We start from the raw sequence: 19,816 nt of genomic DNA, 5'->3' as shown, positions 1-19,816 counted from the left end.
AGGGCGTCAGCCCCACCACAGTTCGGCGATCCCGACGCCCGCGGCGGCAGCGGCGAACGTGGCGAGCACACTGCCCGCGACGTTCGCGGCGGCCAGCAGCAGCGCACCCTCCTCGACGAGCAGCAGGGTCTCGTAGGAGAAGGTGGAGTAGGTGCTCAGAGCGCCGCACAGCCCCGGCCCGAGCAGCAGCGCGAGGCGGTCCGAGGCTGCCCCGGCGGTGACGGCGCCGGTGACCACGCCCAGAACCAGGCTGGCGACGACGTTCACGGCGAACGTCCCCCAGGGGAAGCGGCTGGAGTGCCGGGCCTGCACGGCCCGGTCGGTCAGGTAGCGCAGCGGCGCGCCGACCGCGGCGCCGGCGATCACCAGCAGCCAGGTCACCCGGCCTCCTCGCGCGCTGCCCGTCGGATCCCCGCGAGCTGGCGGGTCACCGTGACGGCCGCGCTCACCGCGACCAGCGCGCCCAGCATCGTCCCGCCCAGATAGGCGAGGGCGAACCCGGCCCGGCCGGCGGTGACCAGGCCGCGCGCCTCGACCGCGTAGGCGGAGAAGGTCGTGAACCCGCCCAGTACCCCGACGCCGAGGAAGGGGCGGACCAGCGGATGCACCCCATGCCGCGCCGAGATCGCCGCCATCAGCACGCCGATCGCGGCGCAGCCGGCCAGGTTCACCCCGAGAGTCGTCCAGGGGAAGGCCTCGGCCGGAGTCGGCCAGAGCAGCGACGCCCCGCGACGCAGGCACGCTCCGGCCGCGCCGCCAACCGCGATCACCACCAGCAGCGACAGCGGGGTGCGCCGGCCACCGGCCACTGCCGGCACCGCGCGGCCCCGGTCGTCACGATCTGCCACCACAGGTCACTGTAGCCGCCAGCGCCCCGGGAAGATGCGGGCCAGACCCTTCGTCCGCGATGGGCGAATGCACCCGGGTCGGTGGCCTTCTGGCGAAGTAATTGATGCCGGAGATATATCGGATTGGCATATCTGCGCGGCGGAAATTGTATTGTCAGGCGTTGGGCGAGCGGCCGTAGCCTACTACCCGGAACGGCGCGCCGGACCGATCGCGCTGACCCGCAGAGAAGAGGACATCCCATGGCCATTGATCTCACCGGTGGACTTCCCCCGAGCCGTGAGTACGCTTTCTCCAAGCGGCCCGAAAACCCGGAGATGCGCGACTCGGCCAGTATGTGGATCTCCGATGACCGCGGCGAGATCGGTATCCCCCGGGTGGCGATCGAAGCCGTTGCCGCGAACTGGGACAATCATCAGCTGCAGCTCAACCTGGCGTTCCCCGACGRCCGGGTGTACCGCCTCCGGGAGGCGGGCCCCTCGCAMCCGCCGCWGGACGACGAGGGRCGTCCCGCGGTTCTGGGCGCCGGCCCGCTCGAGTTCCGGTGCGTCGAGCCGTTCCGGACGTGGACGGTCTTCTTCCGGGGCGACGCCGTGCAGACCTCGACCCGGGCGCTGATCGCCGGTGATCCGGATGGGCCGCGGGTCGACGTGGAGTTCCAGGTAGAGGCCACGCTGGCGGCGCCGCCGTGGATCCAGTCGTCCCCGCCCGGGTGGTCGAGGCGCCCTGGCTCGGCCGGCTGCAGCCCTCGGGTGAGGACGTCTCGCTCGTCCTCGAATCCGAGCTGGGGCGGACCCGCATCGAAGGTGAGAGCGTCGTCTCCACCTTCGACATCGTGCACAGGCCCGACATGCCGAACTTCCCGGTTCTCTATCAGGGTGGCATCCGGTACCGCTGGGACGGCGAAGAGACATACGGAATGCTGGAGCGCTCCACCATGCGCGACAAAATCATCTGGTCCTGAGCGCTGCGGTCAGGGCCCTCGTCGGTAGGCCGGCAGGAAGTACACCTCGACCACCGGGCGGCGGAACGCGGCGCGGTGGTCGAGGTGCCGGTCAGCGACTGGTCTACCGCGCCCCCGCCGTCACTTCTGGTACGTTAGGCAGTCAACGCCGTTCAGGTTGAAGCCGRCGGTGATGCCGTCCGCCCTACAGGTGAAGTCCTTGTTGTGCCTGCAGTCGGTGACCTTACAGGCGCCGACATGACCGGTGTCGGACCTGATTCCGCCCTTGGAAGGCGCCACGAAGAAAGTGTCGCAGTGTGCCACCAGAGCACCCGAATCGCCCACCGTGATGGYCGGGGCGTGGCAGGCCTGCTTGTTGTTGTACGCGCACGCGTCGACCGCRCATTTCGTGATAACGGGAAGCTCCATGACTCTCCTCGTCTCTGTCGGTCCTCGCTGCGGAGGAAAAACCCTGCGACCACTTTTTAGAAGTGCCGCAGGCCTCCGTCAAGACGATCGTGGCGACGAGGAATGGAGAGTAAGGGGCCTTCGGGTCATGGCTCACCGGCATCCCGGCGACGCTGCCTCTCTTTCGAGAACTGAACACAGGTAAGGCTAACCTGAATTCATGGCCGGGCTGATGAAGTGCCGCCAGGATGTCGCATGAACGGTCCGGATCGCCTTCCGCAGGCCGGGGTCACGGCATGATTGCCATGACCCCGAACACGCAGACGCCCGCAGTGTCGGAGGAAGTCAGGAAACCTGAGCTGCCGCACCGTTATCAACCGCGGCGGGCTCGCCGGAGGGGCGCCACTCGCGCAGGTTCTGCGCCACCTCCTCATAGAACTTCTCGAGCGTATCGACCACCGAGGTGACGAAGGTTCCCTTACCGACGCCGCGCTTCGGCCCGAGCGGCGCACTTAGGGAGATGCGGAAGGAGCGGATCTCGCGGGCTGGATCAGTAGCCAGGATCTCGGGCTTCTGGCGCACCAGGGTGAGAAGCTCCGCGCGGGTGGCCTCGCGCGATCCCTGTTCGAAAGTCTCGACCCGCAGGTTCCCGTTCGCCTCTGCGAGCTGTCTGGTCACCCACTTGATCCGAGTGAGCGGCCGGCCCTGACGCGGAGCCTCAATGGTGATCGAGCACACGACCCGCCCGGACCGCAGGTCCGCCGCAACGGTTGCGGGACCGACCGTCCCGGGAACCCGTATCGCCGCAGACAGGGTTCCTTTCTGGCACAGTTCCTCGGCGAGGAGTTGCCGTCTCTGGGTCGCGTCGATCCTGCGGCTCGGCTGCGGGAACACCTCGATACCCAGCAGCCCGCCAAGATGCAGGCAGAGATAGTGGGCTAGCTGATCGAAGCGCTCAGCGACAGGTGGCAGGCCCTTGTCGGTCGGCCGGAGGGTTCCTGCCGCGATGCTGTCCCRCACGGTCACCCAGTGCGGTCCCATGTCGTCGAAGGTCAGAGCGCCGGAGCGGGCATGGTCCAGGTAACGGAGAAACTCGTTGAGGATGTACCCCTGGGTCGGGTCGACGACCGAGTTGTTCTCTACGAGCAGCTGGCAGCGGAAGCGAATCTCCGCCCATGAAAGGTGATGGACACCCACCTTCCTGGTTTTCCTGCCATCGATTGCCACCGGGTGTCGTTCATCAGGAGCCGTGATCAGATTCGACACGGTGATCACGGCATCGAACTGCTGTTCCCTGGCGATATCAAGGTAGGCCTCGACCTGCTCTGCCCGGAGCTCGCCGGATCCGGTCTTGACCTCGACCAGGGCCGTCCAGGTCCGCTGCCCCCGTCTCACCCGGATCAGACCATCCGGTACATAGGGCTCGTCACCCCGGGTGAAGGGCACCTCAATGAAGGTCTCGACCTGGCCGGCTGGTGCTCCGAACCGCGTCGTCAGTGCGCGGCCGAACTCGCGGACGSATCCCACGACGGCCAGCAGCGCCGAGGTGGCCCGCCGTTCCTGTTCCGCTGCGCCGCCGATGCCCGCCACCGGAAACAGTCGCGCCGGCTGCCAGCGGTCCTCTCCTGCGCCGTCGTCCGGGTGCCGGACCCTGGAGGCGGACAGCCGCCGTGCAGTCCTGCGTTTCCTGGTAGTGACCGTCTGAGCCCGCCGTTCCCTGGTGCGAACCGGCGCGGAGGACACCTCCACCTGACGAGGGTCGACGAGTGCGGCGGTGCTTGCGCTGCTGTCGATCTCCGCTATGGCTGTGTCGCTGGAAGTAGTCGGCGGCTCCGCAGGCTCGGCAGGCTCAGCCGCTGAGTCTTCCGGGGTTTCCACGTCGTCGGGATCGACCTCGACACCGTACTCGGCGACGAGTGTCTGTAGCCCGGTGTCGTATCCCTGCCCGATCGCGCGGAACTTCCACTGCCCGTTACGGCGGTACACCTCGCCCAGGACGAACGCGGTCTCCGTCGACGCGTCGTGGACGTCGAAGCGAAGGAGCTCTGCCGCGTCCGAGCCTCGCAGCATCCGCAGCCGCAGATATTCGAGGAGGCCGAACCCATCGCCCTCGGCAGCGTCGAGGCTTGCCGAGATCAGCACACGTTCGACGCTGTCGGGGACGTTGTCCATGTCGACGTCGACGACGTCGGTGAAGGCCGACTCGCCGTCCCCCGAACTGGAGGTCTTCCCACGGAGCCTGACGGCACCCCCGGCGCCGGACGGCTGGTTGTAGAAGATCAGGTCGTCATTTGACCGTACCTTCCCGTCATCCCCCAGTAGGAGAACGCTGACATCCGCGTCCAGCTGCCTACCTTTGTCGGTGGCCCACTCAAGAATGACCGATACGGAACCAAGCTCGTCAGCCAGGGCACTGAGGGTGACATTTTCCCCCTTGCGCATGGCTGCAACTGTCGCAGCGCACATGAGTGGAGACCATAGCGCCCAAGCTTTCCATAAATGAAATCCCATCCGATACACTACGGATCAACATCGGACAAGTTATGWAGAACAACGAGGCTTGCAGAAAAATGCCTTCCCGGGTGTTATGTCCATATTGTGTAGGCGTGTGTTGCCTCAGCGCGGTGACGGGACGGCGAAGTAGCCGAGGATGTCGACTCCGTGGCGGGCAAGGTCCTCATCGGTCAGGCCGGCCTGCTGATGAGCCTCGCGGGGGAGGGCGGGCAGTTCGGCAAGATCAACCAGCATGAAGTAGACACGTGTCGTGATTCCGGAGTACCCGCCGTAGCCGATGTTGTACGGCTGGACCATGAAGCAGTTCTGATCAGTCAGTTCCAGCGGATGTCCGGGGAAGAACCGGCCGGTGCCGGGGTTGCGGCCCGGGGTGGAGTCCGTCGTCGTGGGATCGGCCCAGGCTGCCGGCACCAGGATCCTGCCGTCGGCGGGGCGGGAGTCGAGCTGGCCGCCCAGCGTCACCGAAGGGCTCCAGGCCGGGAAGTACTGGTACGAGGCCGCCGTGACCCGAATGTCGCCCGGTTCGCTTTCCGGGCCGTCGATGATCTCGGCGGTGGTCGGCAGCGGCAGTGTGTAACAGCCCGAGGCGGGGGCCGCGCCTGCCCCTGGAACAGCCCCTGCAGCAGGCACTCCGCCCTGGCCGGGGGCTCCGAACGGCGGGGGCAGCCCGGGCCCCGGCGGGGGACCGGGCCCTCCTACCGGCGCCGGAGCCCCGGGACCGCCCGGACCGAACGGCAGCGGCTCCACACCGTCTCCCGGACGGGGTGAAGCCTGCTCGATGCCGCCCGATTCCAGCACGACGGTGGAATCATCGTTGGTCAGCACGAACACCATGGCCGCGACAGCCGCTACTGCGGCGAGCAACGCCGAACCGGTCAGCACCCGGGCTGTCCGCCGCGACAGTTGGGCCGCCCCCGACTCGGCCAGCTCGGCCGGCGCCGCCACCGCTGCCGTTGCACCGATCGGCTCGACCGGCGTGGTCGGAGCGGTCGGCGTGGTCGGGGTTCTCGGGGCGACCTGTGTCGGCGGGACGGGCAGCGTCCTCGGGGCGTTCTGAGTCGCGGAGATCTCCGCACCAGCAGGAACGTCCGGGCCGGAGCGGTTCACCCGAGTCTCGGAGCCAGCCAGGTCGGTAGGAGCACCGGGGACGCGGGGGACCGCGGCAGAAGGCACTGCGGGGATCTGGGTCGGGCCGCTGGCAGCCGGCTGGGGGCGGGGCACGGGAGTCGGCCGCGGGTGCAGCCGGTGCCAGGCGGCCAGCCAGGCGTCCCGGCGGTCGGGGTCGTAGGCCTCCGCGATCAGCGTGAGCGTTTTCAGCGTCAGCCGACGGCGCCCGTTGCGCAGGTCGTTCACGGTCGTCTTGGAGACGCCGACGCGCCTCTCGACCGCGCGGTCGTCGGATGTCCCCAGCATGCGCACGACCGCGGCGCGCAGTTCATCGGTGCTGGAGACCCCGTCCGGCCCGGTGCCCGGGCCCGCGGAGTCCCTGTCCGGCGGTCGCTGCGTCATCGTTCCCTCGGTGTCCTCGCCTTCCAGGCGCCCTGTGTCGTCGCCCGCCAAGCGGTCGTCCGCCGCGCAGATTGCCCTGCACCACAGCAATTGTCCCAGGACCGACCGTACGACAGGACAGGACGGGACAGACAGGACGTGCCGTTCTCCGCAGGGGATGGCCCGGGACAGGGACACGGATAGCCTTTGTCTGGCGTTCGGGGGGACGTCCAGCAACCGGGCGCCGGGTTCAGACCCGGTGCCCGGAGGCTGGCAGACCTCGAGGCCCCCAAGGCCCAGGGGCTGGCGGACGGGGCGCCGCCGGTCAGCTGACGGTGAGGCCGTTGTCGATGGTGTAGACGGCGCCGGTGATCGCCCGGGCTTCGTCCGAGGCGAGAAACGCGAACAGCGCCGCGATGTCCTCCGGCTCCGCCAGGCCGCGCATGCCGGCCATGCGGCGGGTCAGGTCGTGGTCCATGTCGGGCGGGAACGTCGCCCCGGTGGCGATGTTGGTCCTGGTGCCGGCGGGCGCGATGGCGTTGACCCGCAGCGGCGTCTTGAGGAACTCGACGGCGAGCGAGCGGGTGAGCTGGATGATGCCGCCCTTGCTCATGCTGTAGGCCGCGGAGTACGGCACACCCTGCAGACCCGAGTTCGACGCGATGTTGATGATCGACCCGCCGGTCTCCAGCAGGTGCGGGATGGCCGCCTGGGCGAGGAAGAACGCGCCGTCGAGATTCACGCCCATGACCCGCCGGTACTGCTCGACCGACGTCTGGGTCGTGTGCGCGGCGAGGTAGATGCCGGCGACGTTGCCCAGGACGTCCAGGCGCCCGAACTCCGCCACGCAGGCGGCCACCGCCTCTGCGCACGCCGCCGGGTCGCTGACGTCGGCCTGGCGCACCGACACCCGGCCGGTCGTGAGCGCCTTCGTCTCGGCGAGCCGCCCCTCGTCGATGTCCAGGCCGAGCACGGATGCGCCCTGGCTCGCGAGCCGTAAGGCGATCGCCCGGCCCATGCCGGAACCGGCCCCGGTGATCAGTGCGGTCCTGCCGTCGAACGATGCGGTCATGATGTGAGTCCTTCGTGTCGTCAGATCAGGGGTTGCGGACGTCGACGTGTGGGTTGTGGAGGCGACAACAATGCCAGGTCAGGATGTCGGGCCCTGGTCGACGAAGATCGCGGGTTCGCCGGCGTGGATCTCGATCCATTCGGCACCCTCCTCTCCTGCACGCCAGGCGTAGAGCAGATCGGGGGTGAAGAAGCCCATTCCTGGGCCGACCCGCCGCCGTCCGAAGACGAGTTCACCACGCAGGACGTAGTTCAGCTGATGGGTGCCGTGGCGGTGGGCCTGGTCCGCCTGCCGGTCCTCGGGCTCCTGGTGCTTTCCGGTGGGCTCGTCAGTCATTGGCTTACTCCTTCCGAGTTGGCGGGTACGTCCCATGTTCCCCCTGGTGGTGGGCCGAAGGAACCAGAAATGGCCGCCCGCGACGCGCCGAACGCCCCGTCTCCGGCCGGGAGGAAGTCCTTCCACCCCGGCCAGTTGACCCGAGATGCCCGCGGGCCACCGCAGACCACGACGAATGGCGGGGAGGGCGATCGTCGCGTCACTGACGCTGGTGCCGTGAAGCAGGATCCTGAATCTCCCGGTCCCGTTCCCGTCCAGCGGCCCGCCGAGGCCGCGCCCGCGCCTCCCCCCGTGGCGGCGCCGGCCCCGGCCGCGGCGAGTAGCGCCACGCCGGGCCGTGACCAGGTGCTGACCTACGGCCGGGAGGATGATCCCAAGGTCCGGGCATGGTCGAAGCACGACCTCACGATGAGCCGCACGGGCGTCCTCGCGATGGGCCGGCGGCTACCCGGCCTGCTCCGGCTGGCCTGGTCGCTGGCCTGGGAAGCCGATCGGTCGGGGCTGATCGCCCTGGTCAGCCTGCGGGTGCTGGCGGGGGTGATCGAGGCCGTCGGGCTACTTGCGGTGGCGGGCGCGCTGACCGCCGTGCTCAGTGAAGGTCCGACCCCCGACCGGCTGCGGGAGGCGCTGCCCGCACTCCTGATCGTCATCGGGGCCGGGGTGCTGCGGACCGCGCTCTCTCTGATCACCAACCTGCTGCAGAGCAGGTTCGGCCCCCGGGTCGATCGAGTCTCGCTCGTCCGGCTGCTTGACCTGGCGACGCGGACGTCTGTCATGTCCTTCGACGACCCGCAGTTCGTCGACGATCTCGACGCGGCGGAGCGCGGAGCGACCAGCGGGCGCAAGCTCGTCGACGACGCCGTCGAGGTGTTCACCTCGGGAGTGCAGATGGTGGCCGCGGGCGGAGTCCTCACCGCGCTGCACCCGGTCCTGCTGCCGTTGCTGGTGGCCTCGATCCTGCCGGACGGCTGGGCGTCGGCGCGGTCGGCACGGCTGGCGTACCTGTCGTGGCTGGGACGGATCCGGCAGGTCAGGCGGCAGTTCATGCTGCGTCACCACATGACGGCACGCGACTGCGCGGCGGAGATCCGGTCCTTCGGTCTGAACCGGTTCCTGCTCGACGAGTACGAGTACCTGGCGCGGGACATCGAGGCCGAGCAGATCCGGGTCGGCCGCGGCCAGGCGAAGTACCGGCTGACCGGCGAGCTTGTCTCCGGCCTCGCCCTCGGAGCGGTCTACACGACGCTGGTCCTGCTGCTGAACGCCGAGATCATGCCACTGGCCGCGGCGGGCACCGCGGTGCTGGCGATCCGGACCGGGCGCGGAGCCCTCTCCACCGCCCTGACCAGCCTGAACAGTGCGTACGAGAACTTCCTCTACTTCGACGAGTACCGCTCGTGGATGGCGGAGGCCGTGCAGCGCGTGCCGGTGACCCGCGCCGGATCGGCCCCGGCCGAGCCCGCGGTCATCCGGGTCGAGGACGCCACCTACACCTACCCGCAGACCGACACTCCGGCGCTGCACGGCGTCACGGTGGAACTCCGCCGCGGCCAGGTCGTCGCGTTCGTCGGGGCGAACGGCAGCGGCAAGTCCACCCTCGCGAAGGTCCTCGCCGGCCTGTACGAGCCGGACTCCGGCCAGGTCACCTGGGACGGGGTCGATCTCGCCGGCGTCGACCCGGCCAGCGTCCGGTCCCGGATCGGGCTGATCCCGCAGCAGTACACGCAGTGGCCGATGTCCGCCCGGATGAACATCGCCGTCGGGGAGATCAGCCGGTTGTGGGCCGAGGGCCCGGACAGCGTCATCCCGGCAGCGCGCGCCACCGCCGCCGACGAGGTGATCGAGAAGCTGCCGCACGGTTACGACACCTCGCTGGCCAGGCAGTACAGCGCCGGGCACGACCTGTCCGGTGGGCAGTGGCAGCGAATCGCCTGCGCCCGGGCGGTCTACCGGGACGCCCCGGTGCTCATCGCGGACGAGCCGTCCGCGGCCCTGGACGCCCGCGCGGAGCAGGCCCTGTTCGACCTGATCCGGGACCTGGGCCGCGACCGGGCCGTCCTGCTGATCACCCATCGGCTGGCCAGTGTCCGCACCGCCGACCGGATCTACGTCCTCGACGAGGGCCGGGTTGTCGACGAGGGCACGCACCCCGAGCTGATGGAGCGTCCGGGGATCTACCGTGACCTGTTCACGCTCCAGGCCCGCCACTTCGTCGACCTGCCTGATCCCGGCCGGGAGGCTGTGGACGCCTGACGGACGGCCGGTGTCGCCCGCCTCGACCCGGAGTGTGAGGTGGGACGCGGCGGGGCGGGGGAAGGATCGGGCGGCCAAACTGATTGAAGCCTCAAGAGAACGGCAGCCCCGGAACCACGCCGGGCACCACGGAGCGGCACGTGTCGCGCGGCCAGAGCGGAGATCCCATGTCCAAGCCTCTTCTGCAGGTCATCGTCGCCAGCACGAGACCGAACCGGGTCGGCGCGGCGGTGGGCTCGTGGATCGCCGACACAGCCCGGGCCCAGGGCGGATTCGACGTCGAGGTCGTCGACCTCGCCGACGTCGACCTGCCGCTCTTCAACGAGCCGCACCACCCGATGACCGGCAACTACGTCCACGACCACACGAAGCGGTGGAGCGCCCTCGTCTCACGCGCGCAGGCGTTCGTGGTGGTGACGCCGGAGTACAACCACAGTTTCCCGGCCTCGCTGAAGAACGCGCTGGACTACCTTTCCCGCGAGTGGCGCTACAAGGCCGTCGGCCTCGTCTCCTACGGCGGGGTGTCCGCCGGCCTACGGTCGGTCGCGCAGCTCAAGCCGGTTCTCGCCGCGCTGCGCATGGTGCCGGTGACGGACGGCGTCTCGGTACCGTTCGTCGCCCAGCGGCTGGACGAATCCGGAGCCTTCCGCAGTGACGAGGTGCTCGACGCGTCCGCCAAGAAGATGCTCGACGAGCTGGTGACCGTGGGCACCCCGCTGATCGCGCTGCAGGAGCCCGCAGTCACCTCCATTCCCGCGCCGAGGGCCTGAACTGCCGAGGGCCTGAACCTTGCGTGCCGTCGTGCCGTCGTGCCGTCGTGCCGTCGCGCCCGAGCCGGGTGCGCGGGCGCGACGGCGCGCAGGGGTGACATCCGCTCGGTCGCTACCGGKGGGCTCCGGTAGCGGCCTCGAACCAGACGTTCTCCTCGACGAGCTTCCTGCTCTTCCAGCCCTCGCCGGTACGCACCATCTGATGGCGGTAGAACCCGCCGCAGTAGCTGAGACCGGAGGTGCCGGGGAGGATCATGGGATTGAAGAACATCGCCAGCACCTCGGCGGTGTCACCGTCCAGGGTGATCTCGACATTGGTGATGTAGTGCTGCGTCATCGGCATTGCACCGATGCCGGCGCGCAGCCAGGCGCCCATGTCGTCCCGTGAGCCGAAGCTGGTGGGTGAGGAGCTCGCCGCGCGGTAGTCAAGGAAGGCATCGGGGGTGAAGACCGTCTCCCACAGCTCCCAGTCCCTGGTGTCGACCCCGCGGGCGTAGCGCGCGAGCACCTCGTTGATCTCGATCCGGTCGGCGACTTCCTGTACATCCATGGGTCCCCTTCGCGAAGACGGTGGTCGTGACGTGGTGCCCGGCCTGTTCCGGTCACCACCGCGCCCAGGAGTGGGCCTATCCCGCCGCGGGGTTGCCGGCCGGGTGGCGCAACTCCCAGTGGTTGCCGGCCGGATCGACGCAGAACAGCACAGTCAGGTCGCCCCGCCCGGCGGACCGGAACGTGATTCCGGCGGCGGCGAGCCGGGTCTCGAGCACCACGACGTCCTCGTCGACCTCGATCGCCGTGTGCGCGCGGGCAGCGGGCCGGTGGTCGGGGTCGATGCTGAGATGGATCTGGCTGCCGTCGGTCGCCTCGTACCACCGGGCGATGCCGGCGAGATCCGCCGGCACCTCCATCCTGCGGTAGCCGAGAACGTCGACCAGGAATGTGCCCTCGACCTCCTCGAGGCCAGGTGGCACACCCAGGTTCGCGTGGTGGAAGCGCGGCATGGTTTTCCAAACTGCCATGAAAGGGAGCCAAGCACCAGCGCCGCTCCGCGCCCTCACCTGCTCCGGCCCTGCCGCAGATGGGGACACCTGCCTGCAGGTCCCGGCCACCGGCGAGATCGACGGTGGAACCGGGAATCGCACCGGCGTACAGTCCCCACCCGGCAGATGTCCGACACCGGTGTCAGGACGCACACGTCCAGGCGCTGGCAGGCAGGCACGGCGCTGCCACGAAGGCGCGGAAGTACACGGGGAAGGGTGTCCGGACGCCGAGCACGTGGCGCGCAGCACTGGGGAGAGAGATGGCACGGGACGCGGCCGTAGTGGCCGCCGGCGAGATCCTGCAGACCGCCCCGCAGGCTCGTATGCACGTCAAGCGCATGCTCAACGAGCGCTACGGCCTCATCGACTTCCAGACGATGACCTGGGCACTGCAGACCTCCCCCGAGCTCCGCGAGGGAATGCGCGCCTTCATGGAGAAGCGTTCGCCCGCCTGGATCCCCCAGGAGCTCTAGGGCCGTGACCGACCGCGCCCGCCGTCCGGCCTGACGGCGACTGAGCGGCCGTCAGGACACCGGGCTCCGGCGGTTCGCGCGGTCGGGCTCGCGAGTCCGCGGCCGCACGTCTRCCCATGGCGGTCTCTGCGCCGGCCGATCAGGCGGCTGGCGGGTCCGTCGCTCGGAAACAACCGTCGTGTTTCTGTCGGTGGGTCCCGATACGCTCCTCCCCGTCGCATTCAGGGGAGGATCCTTGCTCGGTTTCGCCGCCCTGCTCTTCATGCTTTTCTGCATGCCGTTGCTCGCGCTCTTCGCGGCCATCGGCCTCCCGACCGGTGTCGCCGCCGTGATCGCGGCCCTTCTCGCGGGCCTGCTGTTGGGGGGTGCCGCTCTTTTGYTGGACGAGCGCCTCCCCACTCTCGCCAGTGTCGCCGGGACGGCGGCGGGAGGGGCCTTCGTCCTGACCGGGTTCGGCGTCGTGGCCATCGTCGGGATCGGCTACCACAGGCTTGGGCTGACTCCTGGTTTCAGCGCACTCGCAGCTCTCGGTACTCTCACGTTTCTCTTCGTCGCCGTGAGGCTCGCCGTAAAGCTGGTGCCGTGCCGGCGCCGACAACCGAGGTGACTGGAATGGGAACGCGGTCACTTCGGCGAGCTCCATCCGACCACGCTTCCCACCACCCGGGCACTCATTCGCGCCCTGCGGCGAGCCGGCCAGGACGGCGAGGCGATCGCGCTCACCGAGCAGACCCGGGCACGCGCGCTCCAGACCCGGGGAGCTGACCACGGGGGCGCCCTGTACTTCGCAGCGCTGCTGATCATCTTCCAGGTCGACTCGCCCGCGTACCGTGACCGCAGGACGGGAGCACTGCCGGAGCGGCCAGCCCGTGCGGGTATCGCGAGCCGGGGCGTCTCCCGCCGCCGCCCCCCGCCGCCGCGGCCGGGAGTCGACCACCGCGCTCACCTGGGACATCGTGCTCATTCCCCCGCAGGACTTCGGCGCTTTTCCGATCTCCTTCCGGATGCCCGGGAGGTGACCTTTTTCCCGGTGGTGTCACATCTCATTCGAGAAATGCGGGTGAGTGCGGCATCGATGCGGTCGGAGGTCTTTCCAGGTGCGTAGCATCTTCGCCGATGTCCCGGTCGCCGTGCAGTTCAAACGGCGGCCCAGGACCGCGAAACGGGCATCGGTCGCGGGGCACGCGGTGAAAGGGGCTGGGACCTGTGACAGAGCCGGAGAAGGGGCCAGACGGGGGCGGGCGCGACCACAGCCTGGACGCGCTGCGGGRCATCCTCATGCTGGTAGGCGTCTTCGTGCATGTCGCGACCCTGGGCGTCGACCCGGTGTTCGACGGTATCGCGCGGGCCTCGAGCCTGTTCCGCATGGAGGCCTTCTTCGTCATCTCCGGATTTCTTTCCGCGATGCTCGTCGCCAAGTACGGCGCGGTCCGCACGGTGCGCCGGAGATTTTTCGCGGTGGGGATTCCGCTGCTGACCACGCTGGTCCTGGTCAACCCACCGACCCTCTGGATGATCAGCGTCTTCCGTGGCCGTGAGGCGTCCTTCACCGAGTACCTGCGCGCCGCCRCCGGGCCGGCGCTGACCGGCCGGCTGAACTGGTACCTGCACCTGTGGTTCCTGCTGGTGCTGCTCGGTTTCGCGCTGCTCACCCCGGCAGCGGCGCGCGCACTGGCCGCGCTGACCCGGACCCGCGGCTACCAGCGGGTGACGGCCGGGCGCCCGGCGGCGATGACCGTGCTCACGCTGTCGGTGCTGGCGGCCATGGCCGCCGGGCGGGCGTGCTGGAGTGTGGCGATCGAACCGGTGCTCGGCGCCGGCTTCCACGCCGACATCGTCCGCAGGGTCCTGGAGTTCCTGCCGTTCTTCCTGCTCGGCCTGCTGCTGCGGCTGGACCAGGCGCGGCTCCTGCCCGTCTTCCGCCGGCCCACACCCGTCCTGCTCGCGGTTTCCGGGCTGCTGCTGCTCGCCTMATGGCGGCAGTGGGTGGATGTCCTGTCGGTGGGTACCGGGCGCCTGCTCGTCGAGACCCTGTTCGCGATCCCGGTGACGGCGACCCTTTTCGCGGTGGCAGGACGGTTCGGGGCCCGGCCGCATCCCGTCTTCCAATACCTCTCGGACGCGTCCTACACCGTGTACCTGCTGCACTTCTTCTGGATCTTCTTCTTCGCGCGGGTTCTCGGCCTGGACCCCAGCCTCGGATTCGGCCAGATGACGCTGCTCGTCGTCGCCACCTATGCCGCCACATTCGCGACGCACCACTTCGCCATCCGGCGGTCCGCGCTGCTGCGGATGATGTTCAACGGCAAGCGGGCAACCACCCGCGGCCGCAGTGCCGCCGGCCAGGGGAGCATGCCGACGCCGGTACGTCCCAGCCCGCAGGCCCCGTCGGTCCCACCAGCCGTGGCAGCCCCGGCGAAGCCCGGCGTGCGGCGACCGGCGCGCCCCGTGATCAGCAACCCGCGATCGACCCGGATCCCGCGGTGCTCGGCCAGCCCACGCGGAAACCCGCCCAGGCTGCTACCCCTGGCGGATCCGGCCGCCCCGGCCGCCCCGACCGCTGCGCCGCGGCCAGGCGGCCCAGGGGGGCCGGGCGGGGCCGGCGAACCGGCGGTCAGCCCGAGGCTGCCGCACCACCGGCGGACGACGCGGCCAGCGCGGCGAGGAGGCTGACCCGAACGGCGTCCACGGCTGCCCGCAGCGCCTCGCCGAACGCGGTGGTGCCGGCGACGGCGGCTGCCAGCGCGTCGGCTTCGGCGCGGCGCTCCGCGGGCACCAGGAGAGCGGCCAGGCCGAACGGCTGGAGGGCGCCCAGCAGCGCCGCGTCGGCAGGCGTGGCGGCCTGCGCCGAGGCGAGAACCGCGGCGAGCCGCTCACGTACGGCCTGCACCGGCGCGGGTTCGCTGACCGGGTGCCGGGTCACCCGGAAGACCAGGGCGACCCGGCCCTTCTCCTCCGCCAGGATGCCCCGCTCCACCAGCGCACGGGCCACCGTCTCCCACAGCGGCGCCACGGCCTGGGTGAGCGCGGCGAGGGCGGTGTCCAGGTCCACCGGTGTGCCCGCGTGCAGGACCGCCTCGTGCGCGGCACGCAGCAGTGGATCGGCGTCGGCGCCCGGCCCGTCCGCTCCCGCCACGAGAAGGCCGTCGTCGAAGCGCAGGTGCCCGGCCTCGGTCAGCTCGGCGACGAGAGCGGCGGCAAGGYCCACCTCGGCTCCGACACCGGCGATGTCCTTGCCGTTCTCGTCCAGTGCGAGGAGCAGGAACTTCTCGGCCATGGTGATGTCCATGCGAGACATCATCGCGGCTGTTTCCCGGTTGACAAAGGTGATGCGCCGGGCTGGATATACGCCTGGAATACACCCTGATTATGCCCCTGGTTTCTTGTTCCGTTCACCTCGTGGATTAGATGTCCATTCCCTGGTGTGTCGGGGCGATCGCCCGGGCCGCTCCGGTGACACCGGTGACGCGGATCTGGACGACACCGGCGGCCTCTGCCAGCTCCGCGACGGCGCCGCCGCCGGCCTGCTCGACGAGGCTGGCCGCCACGGTGGCCGACCAACACAGCGTCTCGGCCTCAGCGGCCATGGTGGCGAGCCCGGCCAGCGCGGTGAACGATGCCAGCCGGCGCCGGACGTCAGTCGCCACGCCCTCGGTCCGGCGGGTGGCGACGACGTGCCAGGTCAGCGGGCGGCGGAGACATCCCGCACGGGCTCGTGCAGCTTGCCCGGGGGTGTGGCCGGGCCGGAACCGCTAGGGTCGACTGCGGTGCRCCGGGAAGTCTGGTCGGCAACGTAGTGCGCCGCGCCCGCAGCCCGGGTGCGCGCTCCGTACCGACCGAGGGGACGCGCCGATGYCCATTGACCCCCCTGGCCGTGCGCGACGTGGCGACAGCGGTGCCACGGCGCCCCGGGCGCGGCTGCTGGCGCTCCCCAGCTGGACGCAGGTCCAGTATGTCGCGGGCATCCTGCGCAGCGAGACGGTCGGCGGCCTGCTGCTGCTCGCAGGCGCGCTCGTCGCGGCTGTCTGGGCGAACTCGCCCTGGCGGGAGTCCTACGCCTCGCTCGTCGACGTCAGCGTCGGGCCGGCGTCGCTGCACCTGGATCTCACCCTCCAGCAGTGGGCCTCGGACGGTCTGCTGGCGATCTTCTTCTTCGTGGTGGGGCTGGAGCTCAAACGCGAGTTCCTCCTGGGAGATCTCCGCTCGGTGAGCCGGGCGGTGCTGCCCATGGTCGCCGCCCTCGGCGGGATGGTGACGCCCGTCCTGATCTATCTGCTCGTGAACGCGATGAGCGGCGACGGCTCCTACGCCGGCTGGGCGGTGCCGACCGCGACCGACATCGCGTTCGCGGTCGCGGTGCTGGCGATCATCAGCACGCACCTGCCGGCGGCGCTGCGGTCGTTCCTGCTCACGCTGGCCGTCGTCGACGACCTGCTGGCCATCGCGATCATCGCCGTGTTCTTCACCGACCACCTCAGCCTGGCCCCGGCGGCCGCGTCCGTCGCCCTGATCGTCGCTTTCGGGCTCCTGGTGAACCGGGGTGTCACCCGGTGGTGGCTGCTGGCGCCGCTCGCGGTCGCCGCCTGGGCGTTCATGCACGCCTCGGGGGTCCACGCGACGATCGCGGGGGTCCTGCTGGGGTTCACCGTGCCGGCCCGCCCGCGTCCCGGGGAGCAGGTGGGGATGTCGGAGCGCTTCGATCAGGTCTGGCGTCCCGTTTCCGCGGGCGTGGYCGTGCCGGTGTTCGCGCTGATGGCCGCGGGCGTCTCTCTCGTCGACGGTGGGATCGGCTCGGCACTGACCGATCCCGTCGCGCTGGGCGTGGCGCTCGGCCTGCTGCTGGGCAAACCGGTGGGGGTGCTGACGTCCACCTGGCTGCTGGCCCGCTTCACACGGGCCGAGCTGGATCAGGACCTTTCCTGGTGGGACGTCTTCGGTGTCGCGCTGCTCGCCGGTGTCGGCTTCACCGTCTGCCTGCTCCTCGGCGAGCTGGCCTTCGGCACCGGTGCGGAGGAGGACACCCATGTGAAGATCGCGATCTTCGCGGGATCGGTGGCCTCGGCGTTGCTCGCCGCGATCGTGTTGCGCACGCGCAACCGCGTCTATCGCCGTCTCGAAGCGCTGGAGGTCGCTGCCGCTGACGCCGCTGACGCCGCTGACGCCGCTGACGCCGCTGACGCCGCTGACGCCGCCGCCGAGGTCCGCGCCGAGGGCGACGGGTGCCCACCGAACGCCGATCGGCGAGACTCGGACCGTGACTGAAGACGAGATGAGTGCACCTGATCGGATGTTCGACCTTTCGGGGCGGGTCGCCCTCGTCACCGGTGGCAGCAGGGGCATCGGCCGGGCGGTCGCCCAGGGCCTCGCCGCCGCCGGGGCCGACGTCGTGGTCGCGAGCCGCAAGTTCGACGCCTGCAAGGAGGCGGCCGCGCAGATCGAGGTGGCGACAGGACGCCGTGCCCTGCCCGTCGCCTGCCACGTCGGCCGGTGGGACGACTGCGACAGCCTGGTGGACACCGTCTACGCGGAGTTCGGCCGCTGCGACGTCCTGGTGAACAACGCCGGTATGTCGCCCGTCTACGACAGTCTCCCCGCGGTGAGCCGGGAGCTGTACGACAAGGTCCACGCCGTGAACGCGAGTGGGCCGTTCCGGCTGAGCGCCCTGGTCGGCACCCGGATGGCGGCGGGGGAGGGCGGGTCGATCATCAACGTCACGACGGCCGGCTCCCTGCGCCCGAACGCGAGCGACCTGCCCTATGCGATGGCGAAGGCGGCCCTCAACGCAATGACGCTCGGCCTCGCCGGAACGTGGGCGCCCAGGGTGCGGGCGAACCTGGTCCTGCCGGGCGCGTTCGACACCGACATCACCAGGGCCTGGGGGCCCGACGCGAAGCGCACCGCCGCCGAGATGAACCCGATGAAGCGGATCGGTGCCCCCGGCGACATGGTCGGAGTCTGCGTCTTCCTTGCGAGCGAGGCCTCCGCCTATGTCAACGGCGCCCAGATTCTCGTCGACGGCGGCCTGTTCCGGACCCTCTGACGGCTACCGGCCCGGCCCGGCCCGGCCCGGGCCCGGCCCGGCTCGGGCCGAGCCGGGCCGAGCCCGGCTCGGGCTCATGGCAGGACGGTGGGCGCGGCGGTCCTCATCCGCCCGAGTTCGCCCAGGTAACCGCTGGCGGCGGCAGTATGGCCACCTCCCGGGCAAAGAACGGGCGGAAATCCTCCGCGTGGTCGTACATCCCGGCGATCTCGCCCACAGGCCGGCGCTCCAGCTTCCAGCAGATGCCGCGGGCCTTCTGGAAACGTGGCCAGAAATCGTCGAGATACTCTTCCTCGTCGAGCGGGACGCCGATGACCTCGGCGAGACTCCCAGACATCCGGGATGTCCGGCTTCGTGGAGATGAGCATCGCCCGGGGGATCACGACGTGAGGTTTCGGGAGCGTCTTCGTCGAGCCCGGGGGCGGCGGAGCTGCTGGTCGAGCCATGGAAGCGCACTGTCAGGCCGGTGGGCGCCCGCCAGCGAGGTGATCGGCTGTCCCGCCGCCGAGTGTCCGGTCGGTCGGCCGACTGGCTGGCTGCCGCTGGCCGCGGGACCTGGATGCACTGCGAGGAGGCGCCGCCAGACCGGGATCCGGCTGCGTCGTACGGGCGAAGCCTGACTGCGTTTTGACTGGGTTGAGGATGTGGTAGCGTCTTTCTCGCTGACAAGAATCAGCTTCTCGGCTGGAGAGAACTGATAGTAACTCGCGGCCGGGTCGGATGGATCTCCGGTCGCAGGCCGGTCGCCACGGGCGGCATTGGCGTCGGCCAGGCCATCCGTGCCAGCGAGCCTGCCGTCGGGTCAGGGAGGACCACGATGTCGATGCCTTCGGAGTCTGCAGCCCGCCATACCTCTGTCTCCGCCTCCACCTCCCGCGCCGACGGACGAAGGCGTCGGGACGTCGGCCTGGTCGGCAGGCACGACAGTCGGGGCGGCTGACGTGGAGGTCGCGGAGTTCCGGTCGGCCGTACGGGCATGGCTGGACGAGAACGATCTGACGCCGGGCCCCGACCACTCGCTCGACGGCCAGGTGGCGCAGCTCGCCCGGGTCCGCCGGGAGCTGTACGACGCCGGGTGGATGCGGTACGGCTGGCCCGCCGAGGTCGGGGGGCTCGGCGGCCCGGCGGTGCTGCGCGCGGTGCTCGGCGAGGAGGTCGCCACCCGCGGCCTGGCCGAGCCGGGGATCTACTCGATGATCGAGGTCCTCGTCCCGACGCTGATCTCGTACGCGCCGCCGGCGCTCGCCGCCGAGATGGTGCCGCTGCTGATGTCGGGCGCGGAGAGCTGGTGCCAGGGGTTCTCCGAGCCCGGTTCGGGCAGTGACCTGGCGTCCCTGTCGACCCGGGCCGAGCCGCGCGGCGACGACTGGGTGATCAACGGGCAGAAGGTGTGGACGAGCCTGGCCCAGTACTCCCAGCGCTGCGTGCTGCTCACCCGCACCGCCCCGGGCCACGGCGGCATCACGGCGTTCTTCGTCGACATGGACACCCCGGGCATCACCGTCCGTCCGCTGGAGATGATGCACGGCGTCGAGGAGTTCGCCGAGGTCTTCTTCGACGACGTCGTCGTGCCCGGCAGCCGCATGCTGGGGAGGCCGGGGGACGGCTGGCCCATGGCGATGGACCTGCTGCC

Annotated in this window: 21 protein-coding genes and 1 pseudogene; 10 read left to right on the top strand and 12 right to left on the bottom strand. The window is 70.2% G+C overall.

Annotated features, from left to right (window positions below; genetic code table 11):
- Positions 1–6: 6 nt before the first annotated feature.
- Together CC117_RS15335 and CC117_RS15330 are read right to left on the bottom strand one after the other, a co-directional pair.
- On the bottom strand, positions 7–381 hold the full coding sequence (locus CC117_RS15335; protein WP_071084692.1) for a fluoride efflux transporter FluC: 375 nt from the start codon (positions 379–381) through the stop codon (positions 7–9).
- Positions 378–809, bottom strand: coding sequence for a fluoride efflux transporter FluC (locus tag CC117_RS15330; protein WP_071084689.1), 432 nt, complete (start codon positions 807–809; stop codon positions 378–380). The genes CC117_RS15335 and CC117_RS15330 overlap by 4 nt, the downstream gene beginning before the upstream one ends.
- A 279-nt stretch (positions 810–1,088) precedes the next feature.
- On the opposite strand from CC117_RS15330, the pseudogene CC117_RS40545 reads away from it, so the two are divergent.
- Positions 1,089–1,810, top strand: a pseudogene (locus tag CC117_RS40545) (hypothetical protein).
- Between the two features lie 120 nt (positions 1,811–1,930).
- On the opposite strand, the gene CC117_RS15320 reads toward CC117_RS40545, so the two are convergent.
- From CC117_RS15320 to CC117_RS15300, 5 genes are all read right to left on the bottom strand, one after another.
- Complete coding sequence (locus tag CC117_RS15320; protein WP_071084687.1) at positions 1,931–2,218, bottom strand: DUF1540 domain-containing protein; 288 nt, start codon at positions 2,216–2,218, stop codon at positions 1,931–1,933.
- Between the two features lie 324 nt (positions 2,219–2,542).
- The gene (locus CC117_RS15315) at positions 2,543–4,708 is read right to left on the bottom strand and encodes a TerD family protein (RefSeq protein ID WP_084132170.1); all 2,166 of its coding nucleotides are present in this window, start codon (positions 4,706–4,708) and stop codon (positions 2,543–2,545) included.
- A 105-nt stretch (positions 4,709–4,813) separates the two neighbouring features.
- Positions 4,814–6,220, bottom strand: coding sequence for a helix-turn-helix domain-containing protein (locus tag CC117_RS15310; protein ID WP_071084756.1), 1,407 nt, complete (start codon positions 6,218–6,220; stop codon positions 4,814–4,816).
- A gap of 304 nt (positions 6,221–6,524) precedes the next feature.
- Positions 6,525–7,271, bottom strand: a complete 747-nt coding sequence (locus CC117_RS15305; protein ID WP_071084683.1) for an SDR family NAD(P)-dependent oxidoreductase — start codon at positions 7,269–7,271, stop codon at positions 6,525–6,527.
- Positions 7,272–7,349: 78 nt separating this feature from the next.
- Entirely contained in the window at positions 7,350–7,607 is a 258-nt protein-coding gene (locus CC117_RS15300) for a hypothetical protein (RefSeq protein ID WP_071084681.1), read from the bottom strand.
- A 216-nt stretch (positions 7,608–7,823) separates the two neighbouring features.
- Between CC117_RS15300 and CC117_RS15295 the strand changes: the two genes are divergently transcribed.
- Positions 7,824–9,860, top strand: coding sequence for an ABC transporter ATP-binding protein (locus CC117_RS15295; protein ID WP_407673540.1), 2,037 nt, complete (start codon positions 7,824–7,826; stop codon positions 9,858–9,860).
- 167 nt (positions 9,861–10,027) lie between these two features.
- Positions 10,028–10,630 carry an NADPH-dependent FMN reductase gene (locus CC117_RS15290; RefSeq protein ID WP_071084677.1) on the top strand — a complete coding sequence of 201 codons (603 nt, stop codon included), beginning with the start codon at positions 10,028–10,030 and terminating at the stop codon, positions 10,628–10,630.
- A gap of 112 nt (positions 10,631–10,742) precedes the next feature.
- Here the strand turns inward: CC117_RS15290 and CC117_RS15285 are convergent, their stop codons facing one another.
- A complete protein-coding gene (locus CC117_RS15285) occupies positions 10,743–11,180 on the bottom strand; it encodes a nuclear transport factor 2 family protein (protein WP_071084675.1) in 438 nt (145 codons plus the stop codon).
- Positions 11,181–11,256: 76 nt separating this feature from the next.
- Entirely contained in the window at positions 11,257–11,649 is a 393-nt protein-coding gene (locus CC117_RS15280; RefSeq protein ID WP_407673539.1) for a VOC family protein, read from the bottom strand.
- 281 nt (positions 11,650–11,930) lie between these two features.
- Here CC117_RS15280 and CC117_RS15275 point away from each other — a divergent pair, with 281 nt between their 5' ends.
- The 4 genes from CC117_RS15275 (at position 11,931) to mdoC (ending at position 14,816) form a co-directional block, all read left to right on the top strand.
- On the top strand, positions 11,931–12,143 hold the full coding sequence (locus tag CC117_RS15275) for a Clp protease/crotonase-like domain-containing protein (RefSeq protein WP_071084671.1): 213 nt from the start codon (positions 11,931–11,933) through the stop codon (positions 12,141–12,143).
- Between the two features lie 178 nt (positions 12,144–12,321).
- Positions 12,322–12,750, top strand: coding sequence for a hypothetical protein (locus tag CC117_RS15270; RefSeq protein ID WP_131803076.1), 429 nt, complete (start codon positions 12,322–12,324; stop codon positions 12,748–12,750).
- Between the two features lie 262 nt (positions 12,751–13,012).
- On the top strand, positions 13,013–13,162 hold the full coding sequence (locus CC117_RS37470; protein ID WP_157905413.1) for a hypothetical protein: 150 nt from the start codon (positions 13,013–13,015) through the stop codon (positions 13,160–13,162).
- A 187-nt stretch (positions 13,163–13,349) separates the two neighbouring features.
- On the top strand, positions 13,350–14,816 hold the full coding sequence (gene mdoC, locus CC117_RS15265) for a glucans biosynthesis protein MdoC (protein ID WP_241830125.1): 1,467 nt from the start codon (positions 13,350–13,352) through the stop codon (positions 14,814–14,816).
- Here the strand turns inward: mdoC and CC117_RS15260 are convergent.
- Positions 14,758–15,432, bottom strand: a complete 675-nt coding sequence (locus tag CC117_RS15260) for a GPP34 family phosphoprotein (RefSeq protein ID WP_071084667.1) — start codon at positions 15,430–15,432, stop codon at positions 14,758–14,760. The two genes, mdoC and CC117_RS15260, sit on opposite strands and share 59 nt — an antisense overlap.
- A 115-nt stretch (positions 15,433–15,547) precedes the next feature.
- Complete coding sequence (locus CC117_RS15255) at positions 15,548–15,790, bottom strand: hypothetical protein (protein WP_071084665.1); 243 nt, start codon at positions 15,788–15,790, stop codon at positions 15,548–15,550.
- Between the two features lie 205 nt (positions 15,791–15,995).
- Between CC117_RS15255 and nhaA the strand changes: the two genes are divergently transcribed.
- Positions 15,996–17,405 carry a Na+/H+ antiporter NhaA gene (gene nhaA, locus CC117_RS15250; protein WP_084132165.1) on the top strand — a complete coding sequence of 470 codons (1,410 nt, stop codon included), beginning with the start codon at positions 15,996–15,998 and terminating at the stop codon, positions 17,403–17,405.
- 7 nt (positions 17,406–17,412) lie between these two features.
- On the top strand, positions 17,413–18,183 hold the full coding sequence (locus CC117_RS15245) for an SDR family NAD(P)-dependent oxidoreductase (protein ID WP_071084664.1): 771 nt from the start codon (positions 17,413–17,415) through the stop codon (positions 18,181–18,183).
- 103 nt (positions 18,184–18,286) lie between these two features.
- On the opposite strand, the gene CC117_RS15240 is transcribed toward CC117_RS15245, so the two are convergent.
- Positions 18,287–18,520, bottom strand: a complete 234-nt coding sequence (locus CC117_RS15240) for a hypothetical protein (protein WP_071084662.1) — start codon at positions 18,518–18,520, stop codon at positions 18,287–18,289.
- A 604-nt stretch (positions 18,521–19,124) separates the two neighbouring features.
- On the opposite strand from CC117_RS15240, the gene CC117_RS15235 reads away from it, so the two are divergent.
- The coding region (locus CC117_RS15235) for an acyl-CoA dehydrogenase family protein (protein ID WP_198541869.1) at positions 19,125–19,816 on the top strand (692 nt) is incomplete at its 3' end.

The organism is Parafrankia colletiae, from assembly GCF_001854655.1.
In the GTDB taxonomy this organism is placed as follows: Bacteria; Actinomycetota; Actinomycetes; order Frankiales; family Frankiaceae; genus Parafrankia; species Parafrankia colletiae.
The sequence above is the reverse complement of the archived record's forward strand: the minus strand, read 5'-3'. Positions and strand labels throughout refer to the sequence as shown.